The sequence below is a fragment of the Sphingobium sp. genome, from assembly GCF_049304695.1.
In the GTDB taxonomy this organism is placed as follows: Bacteria; Pseudomonadota; Alphaproteobacteria; order Sphingomonadales; family Sphingomonadaceae; genus Sphingobium.
The window spans coordinates 21,238-37,473 of record NZ_JBAQOK010000068.1 but is presented as its reverse complement, the minus strand read 5'-3'; the positions used below and the strand labels follow the sequence as shown (position 1 = coordinate 37,473).

16 protein-coding genes are annotated in these 16,236 nt (G+C 62.3%); 11 read left to right on the top strand and 5 right to left on the bottom strand.

Going from position 1 to position 16,236, the window contains the following annotated elements:
- Positions 1-75: 75 nt before the first annotated feature.
- Positions 76-954, bottom strand: coding sequence for a phosphoserine phosphatase SerB (gene serB / locus WA070_RS11425; protein WP_422634067.1), 879 nt, complete (start codon positions 952-954; stop codon positions 76-78).
- Here serB and miaA point away from each other — a divergent pair.
- The 7 genes from miaA (at position 953) to leuA (ending at position 8,697) form a co-directional block, all read left to right on the top strand.
- Positions 953-1,912 carry a tRNA (adenosine(37)-N6)-dimethylallyltransferase MiaA gene (miaA, locus tag WA070_RS11420; RefSeq protein WP_422634066.1) on the top strand — a complete coding sequence of 320 codons (960 nt, stop codon included), beginning with the start codon at positions 953-955 and terminating at the stop codon, positions 1,910-1,912. The genes serB and miaA overlap by 2 nt on opposite strands.
- A 101-nt stretch (positions 1,913-2,013) precedes the next feature.
- The gene (locus tag WA070_RS11415; protein ID WP_422634065.1) at positions 2,014-3,762 is read left to right on the top strand and encodes an acetolactate synthase 3 large subunit; all 1,749 of its coding nucleotides are present in this window, start codon (positions 2,014-2,016) and stop codon (positions 3,760-3,762) included.
- Positions 3,763-3,764: 2 nt separating this feature from the next.
- A complete protein-coding gene (locus WA070_RS11410) occupies positions 3,765-4,124 on the top strand; it encodes a hypothetical protein (protein WP_422634064.1) in 360 nt (119 codons plus the stop codon).
- A complete protein-coding gene (gene ilvN / locus WA070_RS11405; protein ID WP_422634063.1) occupies positions 4,124-4,639 on the top strand; it encodes an acetolactate synthase small subunit in 516 nt (171 codons plus the stop codon). The genes WA070_RS11410 and ilvN overlap by 1 nt, the downstream gene beginning before the upstream one ends.
- A 197-nt stretch (positions 4,640-4,836) precedes the next feature.
- Positions 4,837-5,856 (top strand): ketol-acid reductoisomerase, encoded by a 1,020-nt coding sequence (ilvC, locus tag WA070_RS11400; RefSeq protein ID WP_422634062.1) that lies wholly within the window; start codon positions 4,837-4,839, stop codon positions 5,854-5,856.
- 242 nt (positions 5,857-6,098) lie between these two features.
- The gene (locus WA070_RS11395) at positions 6,099-6,719 is read left to right on the top strand and encodes a YceI family protein (RefSeq protein WP_422634061.1); all 621 of its coding nucleotides are present in this window, start codon (positions 6,099-6,101) and stop codon (positions 6,717-6,719) included.
- A gap of 304 nt (positions 6,720-7,023) precedes the next feature.
- Positions 7,024-8,697 (top strand): 2-isopropylmalate synthase, encoded by a 1,674-nt coding sequence (leuA, locus tag WA070_RS11390; protein ID WP_422634060.1) that lies wholly within the window; start codon positions 7,024-7,026, stop codon positions 8,695-8,697.
- Between the two features lie 57 nt (positions 8,698-8,754).
- Here the strand turns inward: leuA and WA070_RS11385 are convergent, their stop codons facing one another.
- Positions 8,755-10,107 carry a M20/M25/M40 family metallo-hydrolase gene (locus tag WA070_RS11385; RefSeq protein WP_422634121.1) on the bottom strand — a complete coding sequence of 451 codons (1,353 nt, stop codon included), beginning with the start codon at positions 10,105-10,107 and terminating at the stop codon, positions 8,755-8,757.
- 208 nt (positions 10,108-10,315) lie between these two features.
- Between WA070_RS11385 and WA070_RS11380 the strand changes: the two genes are divergently transcribed.
- The 3 genes from WA070_RS11380 to WA070_RS11370 are packed head-to-tail and all read left to right on the top strand — an operon-like array spanning position 10,316 to position 12,250.
- Entirely contained in the window at positions 10,316-11,620 is a 1,305-nt protein-coding gene (locus WA070_RS11380; RefSeq protein ID WP_422634059.1) for a dicarboxylate/amino acid:cation symporter, read from the top strand.
- Positions 11,621-11,676: 56 nt separating this feature from the next.
- Complete coding sequence (locus WA070_RS11375; RefSeq protein ID WP_422634058.1) at positions 11,677-11,955, top strand: type II toxin-antitoxin system RelE/ParE family toxin; 279 nt, start codon at positions 11,677-11,679, stop codon at positions 11,953-11,955.
- 7 nt (positions 11,956-11,962) lie between these two features.
- Positions 11,963-12,250 carry a HigA family addiction module antitoxin gene (locus WA070_RS11370; protein ID WP_422634057.1) on the top strand — a complete coding sequence of 96 codons (288 nt, stop codon included), beginning with the start codon at positions 11,963-11,965 and terminating at the stop codon, positions 12,248-12,250.
- Between the two features lie 55 nt (positions 12,251-12,305).
- Here the strand turns inward: WA070_RS11370 and WA070_RS11365 are convergent, their stop codons facing one another.
- Positions 12,306-13,322 carry a type I restriction endonuclease gene (locus tag WA070_RS11365; protein ID WP_422634120.1) on the bottom strand — a complete coding sequence of 339 codons (1,017 nt, stop codon included), beginning with the start codon at positions 13,320-13,322 and terminating at the stop codon, positions 12,306-12,308.
- 347 nt (positions 13,323-13,669) lie between these two features.
- Here WA070_RS11365 and trmFO point away from each other — a divergent pair, with 347 nt between their 5' ends.
- Positions 13,670-15,040, top strand: a complete 1,371-nt coding sequence (gene trmFO / locus WA070_RS11360) for a methylenetetrahydrofolate--tRNA-(uracil(54)-C(5))-methyltransferase (FADH(2)-oxidizing) TrmFO (protein ID WP_422634056.1) — start codon at positions 13,670-13,672, stop codon at positions 15,038-15,040.
- 31 nt (positions 15,041-15,071) lie between these two features.
- Here trmFO and WA070_RS11355 read toward each other — a convergent pair whose 3' ends face one another.
- Together WA070_RS11355 and WA070_RS11350 are read right to left on the bottom strand one after the other, a co-directional pair.
- Positions 15,072-15,542 (bottom strand): EF-hand domain-containing protein, encoded by a 471-nt coding sequence (locus WA070_RS11355; protein WP_422634055.1) that lies wholly within the window; start codon positions 15,540-15,542, stop codon positions 15,072-15,074.
- Positions 15,543-15,564: 22 nt separating this feature from the next.
- Positions 15,565-16,227 (bottom strand): hypothetical protein, encoded by a 663-nt coding sequence (locus tag WA070_RS11350; RefSeq protein WP_422634054.1) that lies wholly within the window; start codon positions 16,225-16,227, stop codon positions 15,565-15,567.
- Between the last annotated feature and the right edge of the window lie 9 nt (positions 16,228-16,236).

Here is a 16,236-nt window from a genome sequence, read left to right as displayed (position 1 = left end):
TCGAGAAACCCAAGCGCAGCTACCGGCTTCTCGACTTCGCTCGAAGCGAACGGAAATAGCTTAATTTCGCAGCCCTTAACCCCTAATCCACTCCGCCGACGCAATCCCCTGCGCATAGAGCAGCACGGACAGGTCGCCATGCACGATCTCTGCCGCCGCAGCCGCGCGCGTCTTGGGCTTGGCATGATAGGCAACGCCCAGCCCTGCGCCCTCGATCATCGGAATGTCGTTCGCGCCATCGCCTACCGCCAGCGTCAGCGTCCGGTCGATCCCGCCAGCGATCGCCGCCTCCAGTTCAGCCCGCTTGCGCGCCGCATCCACGATCGGGCGCGTCACCGTGCCCAACAGCGCGCCGTCGGCAACCTCCAGCACATTGGCGACCGCTGCGTCGAAGCCGATCTCTTCCGCGACCGGCCCGGTAAAGCGCGTAAAGCCGCCCGACACCAACAATGCTCGCGCACCCCGCGCCTTCATCGTGCGGACCAGCGCCTTGGCGCCGCCCATGATGACGACCCGTTCCTGGCGGCACTGGTCGATGGCGCTGTCGGGCAGTCCTTTCAGCAGCGCGACCCGCTCGTCCAGCGCCCCTTCGAAATCCAGTTCGCCCCGCATCGCCCGCTCGGTAATTTCAGCGATCTGTGCCTTGATCCCGGCATAGTCGGCCAGTTCGTCGATGCACTCGACCGTAATCATCGTGGAATCCATGTCCGCGATCAGCAGCGTCTTTTCGCGCCCAGCCATCGGCTGGACGATCACGTCCACCTTGTCGCCTACGCCGTTCAGCGCCGCGCGGGCCGCAACCGGATCACCGTCGAAGACAATATCCGCCGCCTTGTCCGCGTCCAGCCAGATACCCTCGCCCGGTTGGCATCCTGCATCGCGCAGCCGATCGCGCGCCGCTGCAATATCCCCCTGCCCCATCGATCCACTTGCCACTAAGGTCGCGACGAACATGAACACTCCTGCATCAGAAACGGGCGAAACCAGCCCGGACGAATCCCGCCCACGGGTCGCGCTTATTGCCGGGCCGACCGCCAGCGGCAAGAGCGCGCTCGCCGTCGCACTGGCAAAGGCGTGCGGAGGCGTGGTCATCAACGCCGACGCCAGTCAGGTCTATGCCGACCTGACCATCCTGTCCGCCCGCCCCAATGAAGCAGAAATGGACAGCGTGCCGCACCACCTGTTCGGCCATGTCGATGGAGCGCAAGCCTGCACCGCCCCACGCTGGGCAGCAGAGGCGCGGGCGAAGATCAACACTGCCCATGCCGCTGGCCAACTGCCGATCCTCGTCGGCGGCACCGGCCTTTATATCCGCACCCTGCTCGACGGCATCGCCCCCGTCCCCGACATCGACCCCGCCATCCGCGCCGCCGTGCGCGCCATGCCCGTGGCGCAGGCCCACACCGCCCTGTCCCATGAAGACCCCGAAGCCGCCGCCCGCCTCGCCCCCGCCGACACGACCCGCGTTGCGCGCGCACTCGAAGTCGTGCGCTCCACCGGCAAGCCGCTCAAAGAGTGGCAACGGCATAAGAGCGGCGGCATCTGCGATCGCATCACCCTTCTTCCCACCATCCTGCTCCCCCCACGCGACTGGCTGCTCGACCGCTGCGACCGCCGTTTCACCCATATGCTGGACGCAGGCGCAGTCGAAGAAGTCGAAGCGCTGCTGACCCGCAACCTCCACCCCGACCTGCCCGTCATGCGCGCCATCGGCGTACCCGCCATCCGCGCGTGGCTGGCCGGGGAGATCGACCGCGATGCCATGATCCAGCGCGGCGCTCTGGCCACCCGTCAATATGCCAAACGCCAATATACCTGGTTCTCCAACCAGCCGCCGTCCGACTGGCCGAGAGAGAGACAGAAAATTGATGATAAAATCATTGCCGAAATAGCAACTAAGTTACAACATTAGTTCTTGACCCGTCATTTTATGTCCATTAGTGGCGTCCACCTTGCCAATGCGTGTCGTGTGACGCACAGGACGCGGCTGAATCATAACGAAGGGATTGCATCGTGGCCGAAAAGAGCGGCGCGGACATTTTGGTCGAATGCCTGCTGGATCTGGGCGTCGAAGTCGTGTTCGGCTATCCGGGCGGCGCGGTGCTGCCCATTTATGACGCGCTCTTCAATCACCCCACGATCAAACATGTGCTGGTCCGCCACGAACAGGGCGCGACTCACATGGCGGAGGGCTACGCCCGTTCCACCGGAAAGCCCGGCGTCGTCCTCGTCACGTCCGGCCCTGGCGCGACCAATGCCGTCACCGGCATCACCGACGCGCTGATGGATTCGATCCCGATGGTCGTCATCACGGGTCAGGTGCCCACGCAACTGATCGGCACCGACGCCTTTCAGGAAGCCGACACGATCGGCATCACGCGCCACTGCACCAAGCATAATTATCTGGTGAAGACTCCCGCCAAGCTGGCCGAGGTCATTCATGAGGCGTTCCATATCGCCACCACCGGTCGCCCCGGCCCGGTCGTCATCGACATTCCCAAAAATGTCCAGATCGCCACCGCGCCCTATGCCAAGCCGGAACTCAAGGTCCACGCCAGCTATCGTCCGCAGGTCAAGGCGGACGCCGCCGCGATCGACGCAGCCGTCGAAATGCTGGCCGCTGCCGACCGCCCGGTTTTCTACACCGGGGGCGGCGTCATCAATTCCGGCCCGCAGGCGTCCGTCCTGCTGCGTGAACTCGCCGCGCTGACCGGCGCGCCCGTCACCTCCACCCTGATGGGTCTTGGCGCATTTCCCGCCACTTCCGATCAGTGGCTGGGGATGCTGGGCATGCACGGCACCTATGAAGCCAATTTCGCGATGAACGAGGCGGATCTCATCATCTGCGTCGGCGCGCGTTTCGACGATCGCGTCACTGGCCGCCTCGACGCCTTTGCGCCCAACAGCCGCAAGATCCATATCGATATCGACCGCAGCTCGATCAACAAGATCGTGGACGTCGATGTTCCCATCGTCGCTGACGTCGGCAGTGCGCTGGGCGACATGGTCGCCCTGTGGAAACAGCGTGGCCATGAAACGGCCGACCTGTCCGCATGGTGGGCGAAGATCGACGGCTGGCGGGCGAAGAAGAGCCTTGGCTATGCCGAACAGGGCAGCGAGATCATGCCCCAGCGCGCGATCGCCGAACTCTACAAGGCGACGCGCAGCGCCAGCGACGTCATCATCACCACCGAAGTCGGCCAGCATCAGATGTGGGCGGCGCAGCATTTCGGTTTCGATGCGCCCAACAAATGGCTGACCTCCGGCGGTTTGGGCACGATGGGCTATGGTTTCCCCGCCGCCATCGGCGCGCAGATGGGCAATCCCGACAGTCTGGTCATCTGCGTCGCGGGCGATGCTTCGGTGCAGATGAACATCCAGGAAATGGGCACCGTCACTCAGTATCGCACACCGGTGAAGCTGTTCATCCTGAACAATGAATATATGGGCATGGTCCGCCAGTGGCAGGAACTGACCTATGAAAGCCGCTATTCCAACAGCTATTCCGACAGCTTGCCTGATTTTGTCAAGCTGGCCGAAGCCTATGGCTGGACCGGGCTGCGCATCGAAACGATGGATGAACTGGAAAGCGGCATCCGCACCATGATCGACACGCCCGGCCCGGTCATCGTGGATTGCCGCGTGGCCAAACTGTCCAACTGCTTCCCGATGATCCCATCGGGCGCGGCCCACACCGACATGCTGCTCGATCCCAAACAGATCGCAGGCATCATGTCGGATGAGGCGAAGGCGCTGGTTTAAAAGTGACCCAGCATCTCAAGCTGCGCATCCACGTCACCGAACCGTGGGATTTCGAGCGGACCTCCGGGTCTGCCGAACTCACCGGCTGGACCGTGGATCATGCCGACCCGGACAATGAGGAATGGGAAGTGCATCTCGATCATGCCATCGACGCCAACGAACGGCATATCGCGACCCTGCTCGTGGGGCCACGCTATGTCGGCGAACATCTGACCCGGATGTTCGACGCGGTGACGGGTTTCCCGGTGCGGCTCGCACATCGACAGGACGGCGGCTGGCACTACGCCTTTACCGCCATGATTTCGCAGCGTCCCCCGCATGACGACGGGCACGCGCAACCGGATGACGGGACAAGCCTCTGATGCATATCCAGGAAGAACTCAGCCAGCGACACGTCCTGTCGCTGACCGTTTCGAACGAAGCGGGGATATTGGCTCGCATCGCGGGCCTGTTCACCGCGCGCGGTTACAATATCGACAGCCTGACCGTGGCGGACATCACGCCCGATCATGGCGTCAGCCGCATCACCATCGTCACCAACGGCCCGCCCAAGGTGATCGACCAGATCATCGCGCAGCTCGACCGGCTGGTGCCGGTGCATAAGGTCACTGACCTCACCGAATCCGGCCCCTTCGTCGAGCGCGAACTGGCGCTGGTGAAGGTCGCTGGCGTGGGCGAAGACAGGATCGAGGCGCTGCGCCTCGCCGACGTCTTTCGCGCCAAGGTGGTCGACACGACGATCGAAAGTTTCATCTTCGAAATCACCGGCACCACCGACAAGATCGACAATTTTGTCGGCCTGATGCGCCAGATCGGCCTGGTCGAAGTCGGCCGCACCGGCGTCGTCGGCCTGATCCGGGGTAAGGAGCAGGTCTAACCAATTCCCCTCTCCCCACTGGGGAGAGGGATGCGCAGACTTGGCAGCGTGCTGCCTAGTCGAAACTGGGAGAGGGGGCAGCGGCGTTCGCCCGCAACGCACCCCTCTCCAACTTCATCTAGGCCCGGCTACCAGGCCAAGATTTCATACCCTCTCCCCGGCGGGGCGAGGACATTCGTTCGAGGGAAGAGATAATCATGAAGGTTTATTACGATCACGACGCAGACATCGGCCTGATCAAGGGCAAGAAGGTCGCGATTCTGGGCTATGGTTCGCAGGGTCATGCCCATGCGCAGAACCTGCGCGACAGCGGCGTCGCCGAAGTCGCCATTGCGCTCCGCGCCAATTCTGCGTCCGCAAAGAAGGCCGAGGCCGCAGGCTTCAAGGTGCTCCCCAATGCGGAAGCCGCCGCCTGGGCCGACGTGCTCATGATCCTCGCCCCCGACGAACATCAGGCCGCGATCTACGCCGACGACATCCACGCCAACCTGCGCCCCGGCTCGGCGCTCGCCTTTGCGCACGGCCTCAACGTGCATTTCGGCCTGATCGAGCCGCGCAAGGACATCGACGTCATCATGATCGCGCCAAAGGGTCCGGGCCACACCGTCCGTTCCGAATATCAGCGCGGCGGCGGCGTCCCCTGCCTGATCGCGGTCTATCAGGATTCGACCGGCAACGCTCATGACATCGCCCTGTCCTACGCCAGCGGCGTCGGCGGCGGTCGCAGCGGCATCATCGAAACCAATTTCCGCGAAGAATGCGAAACCGACCTGTTCGGCGAGCAGGCCGTGCTGTGCGGCGGCGCGACCGCGCTGGTTCAGGCCGGTTTCGAAACGCTGGTCGAGGCAGGCTATGCGCCTGAAATGGCCTATTTCGAGTGCCTCCACGAACTCAAACTGATTGTCGATCTGATGTATGAAGGCGGCATCGCCAACATGCGCTATTCGATCTCGAACACCGCCGAATATGGCGACATCAAGACCGGCCCGCGCATCATCACCGAAGAAACCAAGAAGGAAATGAAGCGCGTCCTGGCCGACATCCAGTCCGGCCGCTTCGTCAAGGACTTCGTACTCGACAACCGCGCTGGCCAGCCCGAACTCAAGGCCAGCCGCATCGCCGCCAAGCGTCACCCGATCGAGGAAACCGGCGCGAAGCTGCGCGCCATGATGCCCTGGATCGCCGCCAACAAGCTGGTGGATCAGGAAAAGAACTAAAAAATCCTCCCCTGCAAGGGGAGGGGGACCGCCAGCGAAGCTGGTGGTGGAGGGGTGTCCCCCTATCGAGAGGGAGACACCCCTCCGTCAGGCCTTCGTCCTGCCACCTCCCCTTGTAGGGGAGGATTCTTCTAAAGAGACACCACCCTAACCGGAAACGATCCGTTACCCGTTACGGCTCTGGAACTTATCAAGGGCGCTGCTATTGTCGCAGCGCCCTTGATCGTTTCTGGAGAGTCCTTGTGAAACAATTTCTAATTCCCGCCGCTGCCCTGATCGCCCTGACCGGCGGCACCGTCCTCATCGCGCAGGCACCGATGTCCGCACCCGGCACGAAGGACGTGGCTAAGGTCACCGGCGGCGCATACACCGTCGAACCGACCCACACCCAGATCGTGTTCGCCTATGACCATATGGGCTTCACCAACAATATGGGCGTCATCGCACAACCCACCGGCACGCTGACGCTGGACAAGGCCAATCCCGCCGCGTCGAAGGTGTCGATCGACATTCCCGTCGCCAACCTGAAAACCGGCATCCCCGCGCTCGACGAACATCTGATGAAGCCGGACTTTTTCGATGCCGCCAAATTCCCCAAGGCGACCTTCGTATCGACCAGCGTAAAGCCTGACGGCAAGACTGGTGCGGAAATCACTGGCAACCTGACGATCAAAGGCATCACCAAGCCTGTCACGCTGGACGCGGAATTTTACGGCGCAGGCGCAAATCCGATGAACAAGAAGGAAAATATCGGCTTCGTCGCCACTGGCGCCATCAAGCGCAGCGATTTCGGCATGGCCATGGCCGTCCCCGTCGTCGGCGACGCCGTCGAACTGAAAATCATCGCTGCTTTCGTCAAGTAAGACAGCCCTGCCCCCCACCCCGTCATTCCCGCGCAAACGGGGATGACGGGGCCGGGACCAGCAAATTTACAAAATCGACTGGACGCCCCCACCCCCAAGCCGCTATGGCGTCCCCATCATGCAGCAGCGCGCTCTCCTATCCCTGCACCGACTTACACGCCCTTAGGCGTGGTTTTTATGCTGCCCTTCGACTATGGGCAGCACCGATCCGCCTAAGGGCATCAAAAACAGTCAAGTCGTTATACCGGAGCGCCTTCCCATCCTACCAAGGGCAGCGCCCCGTCGCAGTGAGTAGTTTGATCCCATGATGCTGACCGACCCTTCGCAAAAATATCGTGCCTTCCCGCAGATCGATCTGCCCAACCGCCAGTGGCCCAGCCAAGTCATCACCGCCCCGCCGCGCTGGCTGTCCACCGACATGCGCGACGGCAACCAGTCGCTGATCGACCCGATGAACGCGGAAAAGAAGCGCCGCTTCTTCGACCTGCTGATCAAGGTCGGCGTCAAGGAGATCGAGGTCGGTTTCCCATCGGCTGGCGCAACGGAGTTCGACTTCATTTCCGGGCTGGTCCGCGAAGGCGCGATCCCCGACGATGTGACGGTGCAGGTGTTGACGCAGGCCCGCGCCGACCTGATCGCCACCACCTTTGAATCCCTGCGTGGTGCGCCCAAAGCCATCGTCCATGTCTACAACGCCGTGTCGCCCGCATGGCGCAACATCGTGTTCCAGATGAGCCGCCCGGAAATCCGCGACATCGCCGTCACCGCCGCCAAACTGCTGCGTGACCATGCGGCGGCCCAGCCGGACACAGACTGGTTCTTCGAATATTCGCCCGAAACATTCTCCACCGCCGAACTGGATTTCAGCCTGGAATGTTGCGAAGCGGTGATGGACATCCTGCAACCCACGCCCGAAAAGCCACTGATCCTGAACCTGCCCGCGACGGTCGAATGTGCGACGCCCAACATCTATGCCGACCAGATCGAATGGATGTGCCGCAACATTTCGCGCCGCGACAGCGTCGTCATTTCGCTGCATCCCCACAATGATCGCGGCACCGGCGTCGCTGCTGCGGAACTGGGCCTGATGGCGGGCGCGGACCGGATCGAAGGCTGCCTGTTCGGCAATGGCGAGCGTACCGGCAATTGCGACATCGTCACCGTCGCGCTCAACATGTATACGCAGGGCATCAACCCGCAACTGGACTTCAGCGACATCGACGACGTCATCCAGACGGTCGAATATTGCAACCAGTTGCCCGTCCACCCGCGCCACCCCTATGCCGGCGAACTGGTGTTCACCGCCTTTTCCGGCAGCCATCAGGACGCCATCAAAAAAGGCTTTGCCGCGCAGGAAGCGCGCAACGACCAGATATGGGACGTCCCCTATCTGCCGATCGATCCCAAGGATCTGGGCCGCGATTACGAAGCGGTCATCCGCGTCAATTCGCAATCGGGCAAGGGCGGCGTCGCCTGGGTCTTGCAACAGGACAAGGGCTTCAAGCTGCCTAAACGGATGCAGGCCGACTTCTCCAAGGTCGTGCAGGCCTTCGCCGACAGTTCCAGCCGCGAACTTAACGCTGCCGACATCTGGACCGCGTTTCAGGACCATTACCGCCTGACTGGCGACCAGGCCTATGCCCTGATCGACTATCATGAAAGCGGCGTAGCGGGTGACCGCATCTTCACCGGCAAGATCGCGCATAAGGGCGGTGAGCGCTCCATTTCCGGGCGCGGCAATGGCCTCTTGTCCTCCGTGCTGGCCGCGCTGCGCGACGAACTGGGCATCGAACTCGACATCGCGGACTATAGCGAACATGCCATCGGCGCAGGCACGAACGTCAACGCCGCCGCCTATGTCGAATGTCGCACGCCCGATGGCCGCACCATCTTCGGCATCGGCACCGACAGCGACGTCGCCACCGCCTCGGTCAAGGCCGTGCTTTCGGCTGCGAACGGGATAGCGGCGCGAGGGTAAAACCTCTCCGCAAAACACACCATGTTCCCGCGCAGGCGGGAACATGGTGTGTTTATCCTATTTCGCCAAAGCCCGCACCACCGCGTCCCACTGCTCCAGCGACGCCGCAATGCCCGCCACCGGCACCCGCTCGTTCAACCCATGGGCAAATCCGTCCTGCGCCTTCATGAACAGGCTCGACACGCCATAGCTCGGCACGCCCAGCGCCCGGAAATAGAGGCTGTCCGTCGCCCCCGCCGACATGCCCGGCATCACCGCGATCCCCGGCGCGCGCGCCGTCACCGCGTCCCGCACCGCTGCCATCACGTCCCCACGTAAAGGCGACGCATCGCTCGCCAGCGGATCGCCCAGCGTCTTCACGCTCGCGCTCGGATCGGCCACCACCTTCACCAGTTCCGCCTTCACCGCCTCGATCGACACGCCCGGAAAGATGCGGCAATTCACGCTCACCTTCGCGCTTTGCGGCAGGGCATTGAGCGCATGGCCCGCCTGCGCCATCGTCGCGACGCAGGTCGTGCGCACCTGCCCGACAAATTCTGGCCGCTCCGACAGCAAAGCCGCCGCCGCCGCGTCGCCCGTCTGGGCATAGCGCTTCATCGCTGCGCCTACATCCCCGCCGATCCGGTCCGCCGACAGCATCAGCGACACCTTTGTCAGTTCATTGCGCATCGGCGCGAACTGATAGGCCGCAATCGCATCGATCGCCCTGGCCATCCGATAGATTGGGTTGCCCGGTGTCGGCGCGCTCGAATGGCCACCCGCATCGGTAAAGCCGATCTCGAAATCGGCATAGGTCTTCTCCCCCGCCTGCAACTGATACAATACCGGCTTGCCCTCCTCATTCAGCAACCCGCCGCCGCCATCTCCGTTCAGCAGCAATTCGGCGTCCTTATACTGGCTGGCCAACGCCTTGGTCGTCACCATCGCCGTCTCTTCGTCCCCCGACAGCAGCAGTATGACAGTCCGGCGCGGCGTCCATCCCTCCTTGCGCAACTGCGCCAGCGTCGCGACCATCATCGCGACGTCATATTTATTATCCTCCGCGCCCCGCCCGAAAATATAGCCATCCTCCTCCACCGGCACAAAGGGATCACGCGTCCAGTCCGCCCGGTCGGCGACCACCACATCCATATGCCCGATCATCAACATCGGCTTGAGCGTCGCATCGCTTCCCCGGATCGTCGCGGCCAGCGTCGCCGTCTCGCCCATCGGCGTAATGACGACATCCCCGTCGGCAAAGCCCGCCGCCTTCAGCACAGACGCATAATAGGCCGCGAGCTTAGGCACCTGCCCCGCCCCCTCCACCGTGCGAAACGCGACCGATCGCATCAATATATCCTTGGCCACGCCCGCATCCGCAGCCGCCATCACCCCCAGCGGCCACGCCAGCACCACGCCCGACACACCCATCACCACGCGCCGCAACCGCATATCATCTCACCTTGAAATCGATCCGGTCCCCATGGTGGCATAGCGGATCGGGCAGGCCAATGCGTTTGAGCCAATGGCGTGGAAAGAGGACGACCTCATCCGCGTCGCACCCCCTTGAAAGAATATCTTGCGCGCAATCGCCTCAACCGCTCCTATCTTTGCGCCCATCGCCCAAAGGATGCCGCCCATGACCCTCCACTATCGCAGCTTCGGATTTCAGGTTCTGGTCGGCATGGTCGTCGGCCTCGCGCTGGGCCTCGTCGCCCGGTCGATGGGCGCGGGGCCGGATGGCGACCTCAACTGGCTGGCCACCGCGCTCAAGACAGTCGGCTCCATCTTCGTCTCGCTGCTCAAGGCCATCGTGCCACCGCTCGTGTTCGCCGCCATCGTCGCGTCGATCGCCAACCTGCGCGCACTCGACAACGCAGCCCGCCTCGCCGGACAGACGCTGCTCTGGTTCGCCCTCACCGCGCTGATCGCCGTCGCCATCGGCATCACCATCGGCGTCGTCGTCCAGCCCGGCGTCGGCATCGGCGCCGCCGCCCTCCCCGTCGCGCAGCCCGATTCAGTCGGCGGCTGGCTCGATTTCCTCAAAGGGCTGGTCCCCGGCAACAGCCTTGCGCTGTCAGGCAGCACCAATGTGGCCGCTGATGGCACGGCCAGCACCACCGTGTCGTTCAACGTCCTGCAACTGCTCGTCATCTCGATCGCGGTCGGCCTCGCGACGCTGAAAGTGGGTGACAAGGCCGAACCCTTCCTCGCTTTCGTCCGCTCGCTGCTCGCCGTCGTGCGCGCGATCCTGGGCTGGGTCATCCGCCTGACGCCGATCGGGTCCGCCGCGCTGATCGGCACCGCCATCGCCACCTATGGCTGGAGCGCGCTGGCCCAGCTTGGCACCTTCACCGCCGCCATTTATCTCGGCCTCGCGCTCGTGCTGCTGGTCGTCTATCCGCTGCTGCTCATCGCCAATGGCCTCAAACCCGGCCCCTTCTTCGCCAAGGCATGGCCCGCGATCCAGCTTGGCTTCGTCTCCCGCTCCTCGGTCGGCACCCTGCCCGTCACCGAAGCCGTGACGCAGCGCATGGGCGTGGAAACAGGCTATGCCGCCTTCGCGATTCCCTTGGCCTCCACTACCAAAATGGACGGCTGCGCCTCCATCTACCCGGCCCTAGCCGCCATCTTCGTCGCAGGCTTCTACGGCATCCCGCTGCACTTCATCGACTATGTGCTGATCGTGTTCGTATCGGTCATAGGATCGGCCGCCACCGCAGGCCTGACCGGCGCGATCGTTATGCTCACCCTCACCCTCTCGACGCTGGGCCTGCCACTGGAAGGCGCTGGCCTGCTCCTCGCCATCGACCCCATCCTCGACATGGGTCGCACGGCGGTAAACGTCGCAGGCCAGGTACTGGTCGCCACCATCGTCGCCAAGCGCGAAGGGATATTGGACGAGGCGGCTTATTATGGGGATGGGGAATTGGCGGCGGCGTGAGGGCGACCCGAAGCCTCAAGACTTGCATCGCGTAACGATACGCGATACAGTGGCGCATGATAATCGGATTTCGGCACAAGGGGCTTGAAGCCTTTTATACCTCCGGCACGACACGGGGTATTCAGGCGTCCCATGTGAAGAAAATCCGAAACATCCTTGGCTTGCTCGACGTGGCAGCGGGGCCTGAGGATATGAACCTACCGTCCTTCAAACTACACCCGTTGAAGGGCGATCTGAAAGGCCACTGGTCGGTCTGGGTCAACGGCAACTGGCGCATCACCTTCCGCTTCGTCGGCACCGACGCCGAACTCGTCGATTATCAGGACTATCATTGAGGCGATCATGATGATGCACAATCCCCCCCACCCCGGCGAACTGCTCCGCGATGAAGTCATCACCGCGCTCAACCTGTCCGTGACCGAAGCGGCCAGTCGCCTCGCCATGTCGCGCGTCGCCCTGTCGCGCGTGCTGAACGGCAAGGCCGCCATCAGCCCCGACCTCGCATTACGGCTAGAGCAGGCAGGCACCAGCACAGCCCGCGCCTGGCTCGCCATGCAGGCCAACTACGACCTCTGGCGCGCGCGCCAGCACGCGCAGCCGGTTGTGCGTCGGTTTGAGGAGGCGGTTTGATGCAATTCGGAGAGGCGTCGCACAAGTCCGCTCACGAGACCCTCCTCACATCTATCTATATCGGAATATTATCGTCCAGTTCGCGAAGGCGTGCCTCAATTTGTGGCGCGAATTGATAAATATGGGTTAGGTCAGAAATCAAATTTCGCTGCTCGTCTTTGCCGCTGAATGTCCCAAAATATTTTGTGGTGATACCGTTGAAATGCATTCTTGCAACTGTCTTACGGTTATTGTCATCAAGCAATATCGCGCAATAAGATTTCGCGTCCCTGATGATAATCCGCTTTGGATCGACCAGCTTAGATGCGATGGCTTGGACGATATGGAAGCCCGATACTTCCTCCTGCGTAGTAACGACGCCATCTTCAACAGGTTCGAGCGTATTGTCGCCGATGTCATCCAAAGGCGCTGGAGCGGAAGCATTTAATGCATTCGATAGCCGATCGGTGACGAGATCACGGATAATCTGCCCGATAGTTGCTCCAAGCATGCGTCCAAAATTTTCTTTTACGGCGGGTGTCAGACGCCCGTCGTGAACCCGCGCAGCCATCATCCGTACAAAATCCTCGGAAGGTTCAGCAAATTCCTTTTCGATTTCCTTTCGCAGCAGCGATTGAATCTTAAGATTGCCGGCTTCTTGTACGATCTTGTCGATATCAAAGCCTGATTTCCCGAACTTTTCGAGCGTCTTAATGTCTGTCGCCTTTATGGCGTCCATGCTGAAAGTGAAAAATGGCTTATCATCCATTTTGTTCGGCTTTTCGACGTCAGAGTAAAACTGATATTTTACTCCATTCGTCAACACCGCAAGACGTGCATCTGTAACACTGAAATATCTAAACAACTGAGCAGCATGATTGATATTTAGTTCCGCAGTCGAAGGCTTACACTCTATGAGGATAGTTACCTTTCCACCGTTACAGATGGCGTAATCGACCTTCTCACCTTTTTTTGTTCCAACGTCAGCGGTAAACTCAGGCACGACCTCACTTGGATTAAACACGTCATAACCAAGAGATTGCAGGAATGGCATCACGAGTGCAGTTTTTGCGGCTTCCTCTGTCAACAGCACTTCCCGGTGCTCGATCGTCCGCTTCTGGAGTTCCAGTATCCTCGTTCCTAAATCCACAGCACCGCCCCCCAGTAAATCAATGAAACGCCAATGTAATATCGTTAGTCGGCATTAGTCCAGCGGGCGAGACGATTTAAAATGCTCCAAGGTGGCTGATCTCGAATCCAACTTCGCAAAAATTCTCCTATTGCGAAGTCCCCTCTGCAAACCCCCGACCTAGCAAAATAAAACTCTGCGACACTGTGAACTTCGCAGTTTTCGCACCCTGTCCTACACGCCCCCCATCGGCTATAGCGCTCGTCCCGAACACCCACAGCCCACCGAAAACGAGCGAAGTCACACGCACCATGTCCAATCATCAGGTCCACATCATCGGCGGCGGTCTCGCCGGGTCCGAAGCCGCTTGGCAACTGGCGCAGGCGGGCGTGCGCGTGCGGCTGTCTGAAATGCGTGGAAGCGGCGACATGACCCCCGCGCATCAGACCGATGGCCTCGCCGAACTCGTCTGCTCCAACAGCTTTCGCTCCGACGACGCGGACAAGAATGCCGTGGGCCTGCTGCATCAGGAAATGCGCCGCCTCGGCTCGCTCATCATGGCGCAGGCGGAACCGGCCAAGGTGCCGGCCGGATCGGCGCTGGCGGTGGACCGCACCGTCTTTTCGGGCGGCGTCACCCGCGCCCTGTCCGACCATCCCAACATCACCCTGGTCCGCGAACGGATCGACACGCTGCCGACCGAAGGGATGACCATCGTCGCCACCGGCCCGCTGACCGCCCCTGCGCTCGCGACCAGCATCGGCCAGGCTGCGGGCATGGAACATCTCGCTTTCTTCGACGCGATCGCGCCCGTCATCCACCACGACAGCATCGACATGGACCAGTGCTGGATGGCCAATCGCTGGGACAAGATCGGCCCGGCGGGCGGCGAGGGGAAGGATTATATCAACTGCCCGATGACGAATGACCAGTATCAGACCTTCGTTCAGGGGCTGATCGACGGCGAAAAGACCGAGTTCAAGGAGTGGGAGGCCAACACCCCCTATTTCGAAGGCTGTATGCCGATCGAGGTGATGGCCTCACGCGGCCCGGAAACGCTGCGCCACGGCCCGATGAAGCCCATGGGCCTGGACGATCCGCGCACAGGCCGCTGGCCCTATGCCGTGGTCCAGTTGCGGCAGGATAACGCCAGCGGCACGCTCTGGAACATGGTCGGTTTCCAGACCAAGCTGAAACATGGCGCACAGGTCGAGCTGTTCCGCACCATCCCCGGACTGCAACAGGCGGAGTTCGCGCGGCTGGGCGGCCTGCACCGCAACACCTTCATCCAAAGCCCCAAGCTGCTCGACCCCACGCTGCGCCTGAAATCTGCGCCGCACATCCGCTTCGCCGGGCAGATGACGGGGTGCGAAGGCTATGTCGAAAGCGCCGCCATCGGCCTGCTCGCCGGGCGCTTCGCTGCCGCCGAACTGCTCGGCCACAGCTTCACACCCCCGCCCGCCGACACCGCATTGGGGGCACTGCTCGGCCATATCACCGGCAATGTCGTGAGCGCAGACTATCAGCCGATGAACGTCAATTTCGGCCTTTTCCCCACGCTGGACGCAGTGAAGAAAAAGCAGCGCAAGGAAGCCTACACCGCCCGCGCCCGCGCATCGATGGGCGCATGGCTGGGGGAAACCACTTCCGTTCGCCCTGAGCTTGTCGAAGGGGCCGACTGAGCGAAGTCGAAGTCCCTTCACTTCGCTCACCTCAGCATTTACACTTCGCCTTCGCCTTCGCCGCCCGCTTGGGCGCCGTCGCCGCAAACTCACCCGGCGTCAGCTTCCCATCCTTGTCCGCATCCGCCGCGCCAAAACGATCCGCCGTCGCTACCGCCCACTCCTCGAACGACAACAGATTATCGCCATCCTTGTCCAACGCCTTGAACGCCTTGGTCCGACTGCCCATCATCTCGACCCGCGTGATCACGCCGTCCCTATTGCGGTCATAGCGAGCAAAGCGCTTCTGCTCCCGACTTTGCGGGCTGGCCTCCCCCGGCATGGGCGGCGCATCGCCCACCGCATCGGGATCACCCTCCGGCAGGCTCTCGACCGCAGGCGGCGGGGGCGTGGCAAAGGCAAGCTGCGGCGCCGGGCCGCTATCCGCCCTCCCCTGCCACCAGAACAGCCCGCCCGCGACCAGCAACAGCGCCGCCATCCCGCCCGCCAGCAATCGCCCCATAACCGCTCCCCTCCTTTACACTCTAACGCCCGAACAACCCAAGCCGCAACAGCCGCAAAGCATGACCACGCGGCAATCCCGCCGGAGCCTTCACCCCCGCCAACACATCATGCCGCGCCAGCCCGAATGCCAGCCGCAACGGCTTCCATGCCCGTGGCCAGCGCGCGCCGTCGGTCCGCGGCAATATTGTCCGCGCCATATCCACCGCCGCATCGGCCAGCCCAGCGTCGCCCACATGCCCGGACAAATCCCACAGCGCCCATACCTCGCCGCACGCCATCAACCAGTCCGGCGCATCATCGCTATCGGCCAGAGCGCGAAACAATCCCCCGCCCCGCCCCACGGCATAATCGCGCAGCCCATCAGCGTCGATCTCGGGGTCCACCACCAACACTTCCCAGCCATCGATCATGGAGACCAGCCCCGGCGCAGCCATCCCGCCACTGTCCCGCAAAGCGTCCACGACCGGCTCGCCCTGCCCTTTCACACCAGCAGCATCGGCAATGACGTCATTCCACCACGCCAGCCGCATCTGCCCGATCGCCCGCTCGCTCGTCGTGCGCGCAACGCGCGCCAGCCGCGCATCATAAGCCCAGATCGCCCGATGCCGATCCGCCTGCCCCCCGGCATGCGCGACCAGAATCGTGGATAAGGCCGACGATGCCGTTTCATCGCTGACTATCATCGTCCGCCT

Excerpts from the sequence above, each read along its gene's own strand:
- WA070_RS11355 (WP_422634055.1), bottom strand. The coding sequence starts at position 15,542 with ATGGGGCGATTGCTGGCGGGCGGGATGGCGGCGCTGTTGCTGGTCGCG.
- miaA (WP_422634066.1), top strand. The coding sequence starts at position 953 with ATGAACACTCCTGCATCAGAAACGGGCGAAACCAGCCCGGACGAATCC.
- trmFO (WP_422634056.1), top strand. The coding sequence starts at position 13,670 with ATGTCCAATCATCAGGTCCACATCATCGGCGGCGGTCTCGCCGGGTCC.
- WA070_RS11370 (WP_422634057.1), top strand. The coding sequence starts at position 11,963 with ATGATGATGCACAATCCCCCCCACCCCGGCGAACTGCTCCGCGATGAA.
- leuA (WP_422634060.1), top strand. The coding sequence starts at position 7,024 with ATGATGCTGACCGACCCTTCGCAAAAATATCGTGCCTTCCCGCAGATC.
- ilvC (WP_422634062.1), top strand. The coding sequence starts at position 4,837 with ATGAAGGTTTATTACGATCACGACGCAGACATCGGCCTGATCAAGGGC.
- WA070_RS11380 (WP_422634059.1), top strand. The coding sequence starts at position 10,316 with ATGACCCTCCACTATCGCAGCTTCGGATTTCAGGTTCTGGTCGGCATG.
- ilvN (WP_422634063.1), top strand. The coding sequence starts at position 4,124 with ATGCATATCCAGGAAGAACTCAGCCAGCGACACGTCCTGTCGCTGACC.
- serB (WP_422634067.1), bottom strand. The coding sequence starts at position 954 with ATGTTCGTCGCGACCTTAGTGGCAAGTGGATCGATGGGGCAGGGGGAT.
- WA070_RS11350 (WP_422634054.1), bottom strand. The coding sequence starts at position 16,227 with ATGATAGTCAGCGATGAAACGGCATCGTCGGCCTTATCCACGATTCTG.
- WA070_RS11385 (WP_422634121.1), bottom strand. The coding sequence starts at position 10,107 with ATGGGTGTGTCGGGCGTGGTGCTGGCGTGGCCGCTGGGGGTGATGGCG.
- WA070_RS11375 (WP_422634058.1), top strand. The coding sequence starts at position 11,677 with ATGATAATCGGATTTCGGCACAAGGGGCTTGAAGCCTTTTATACCTCC.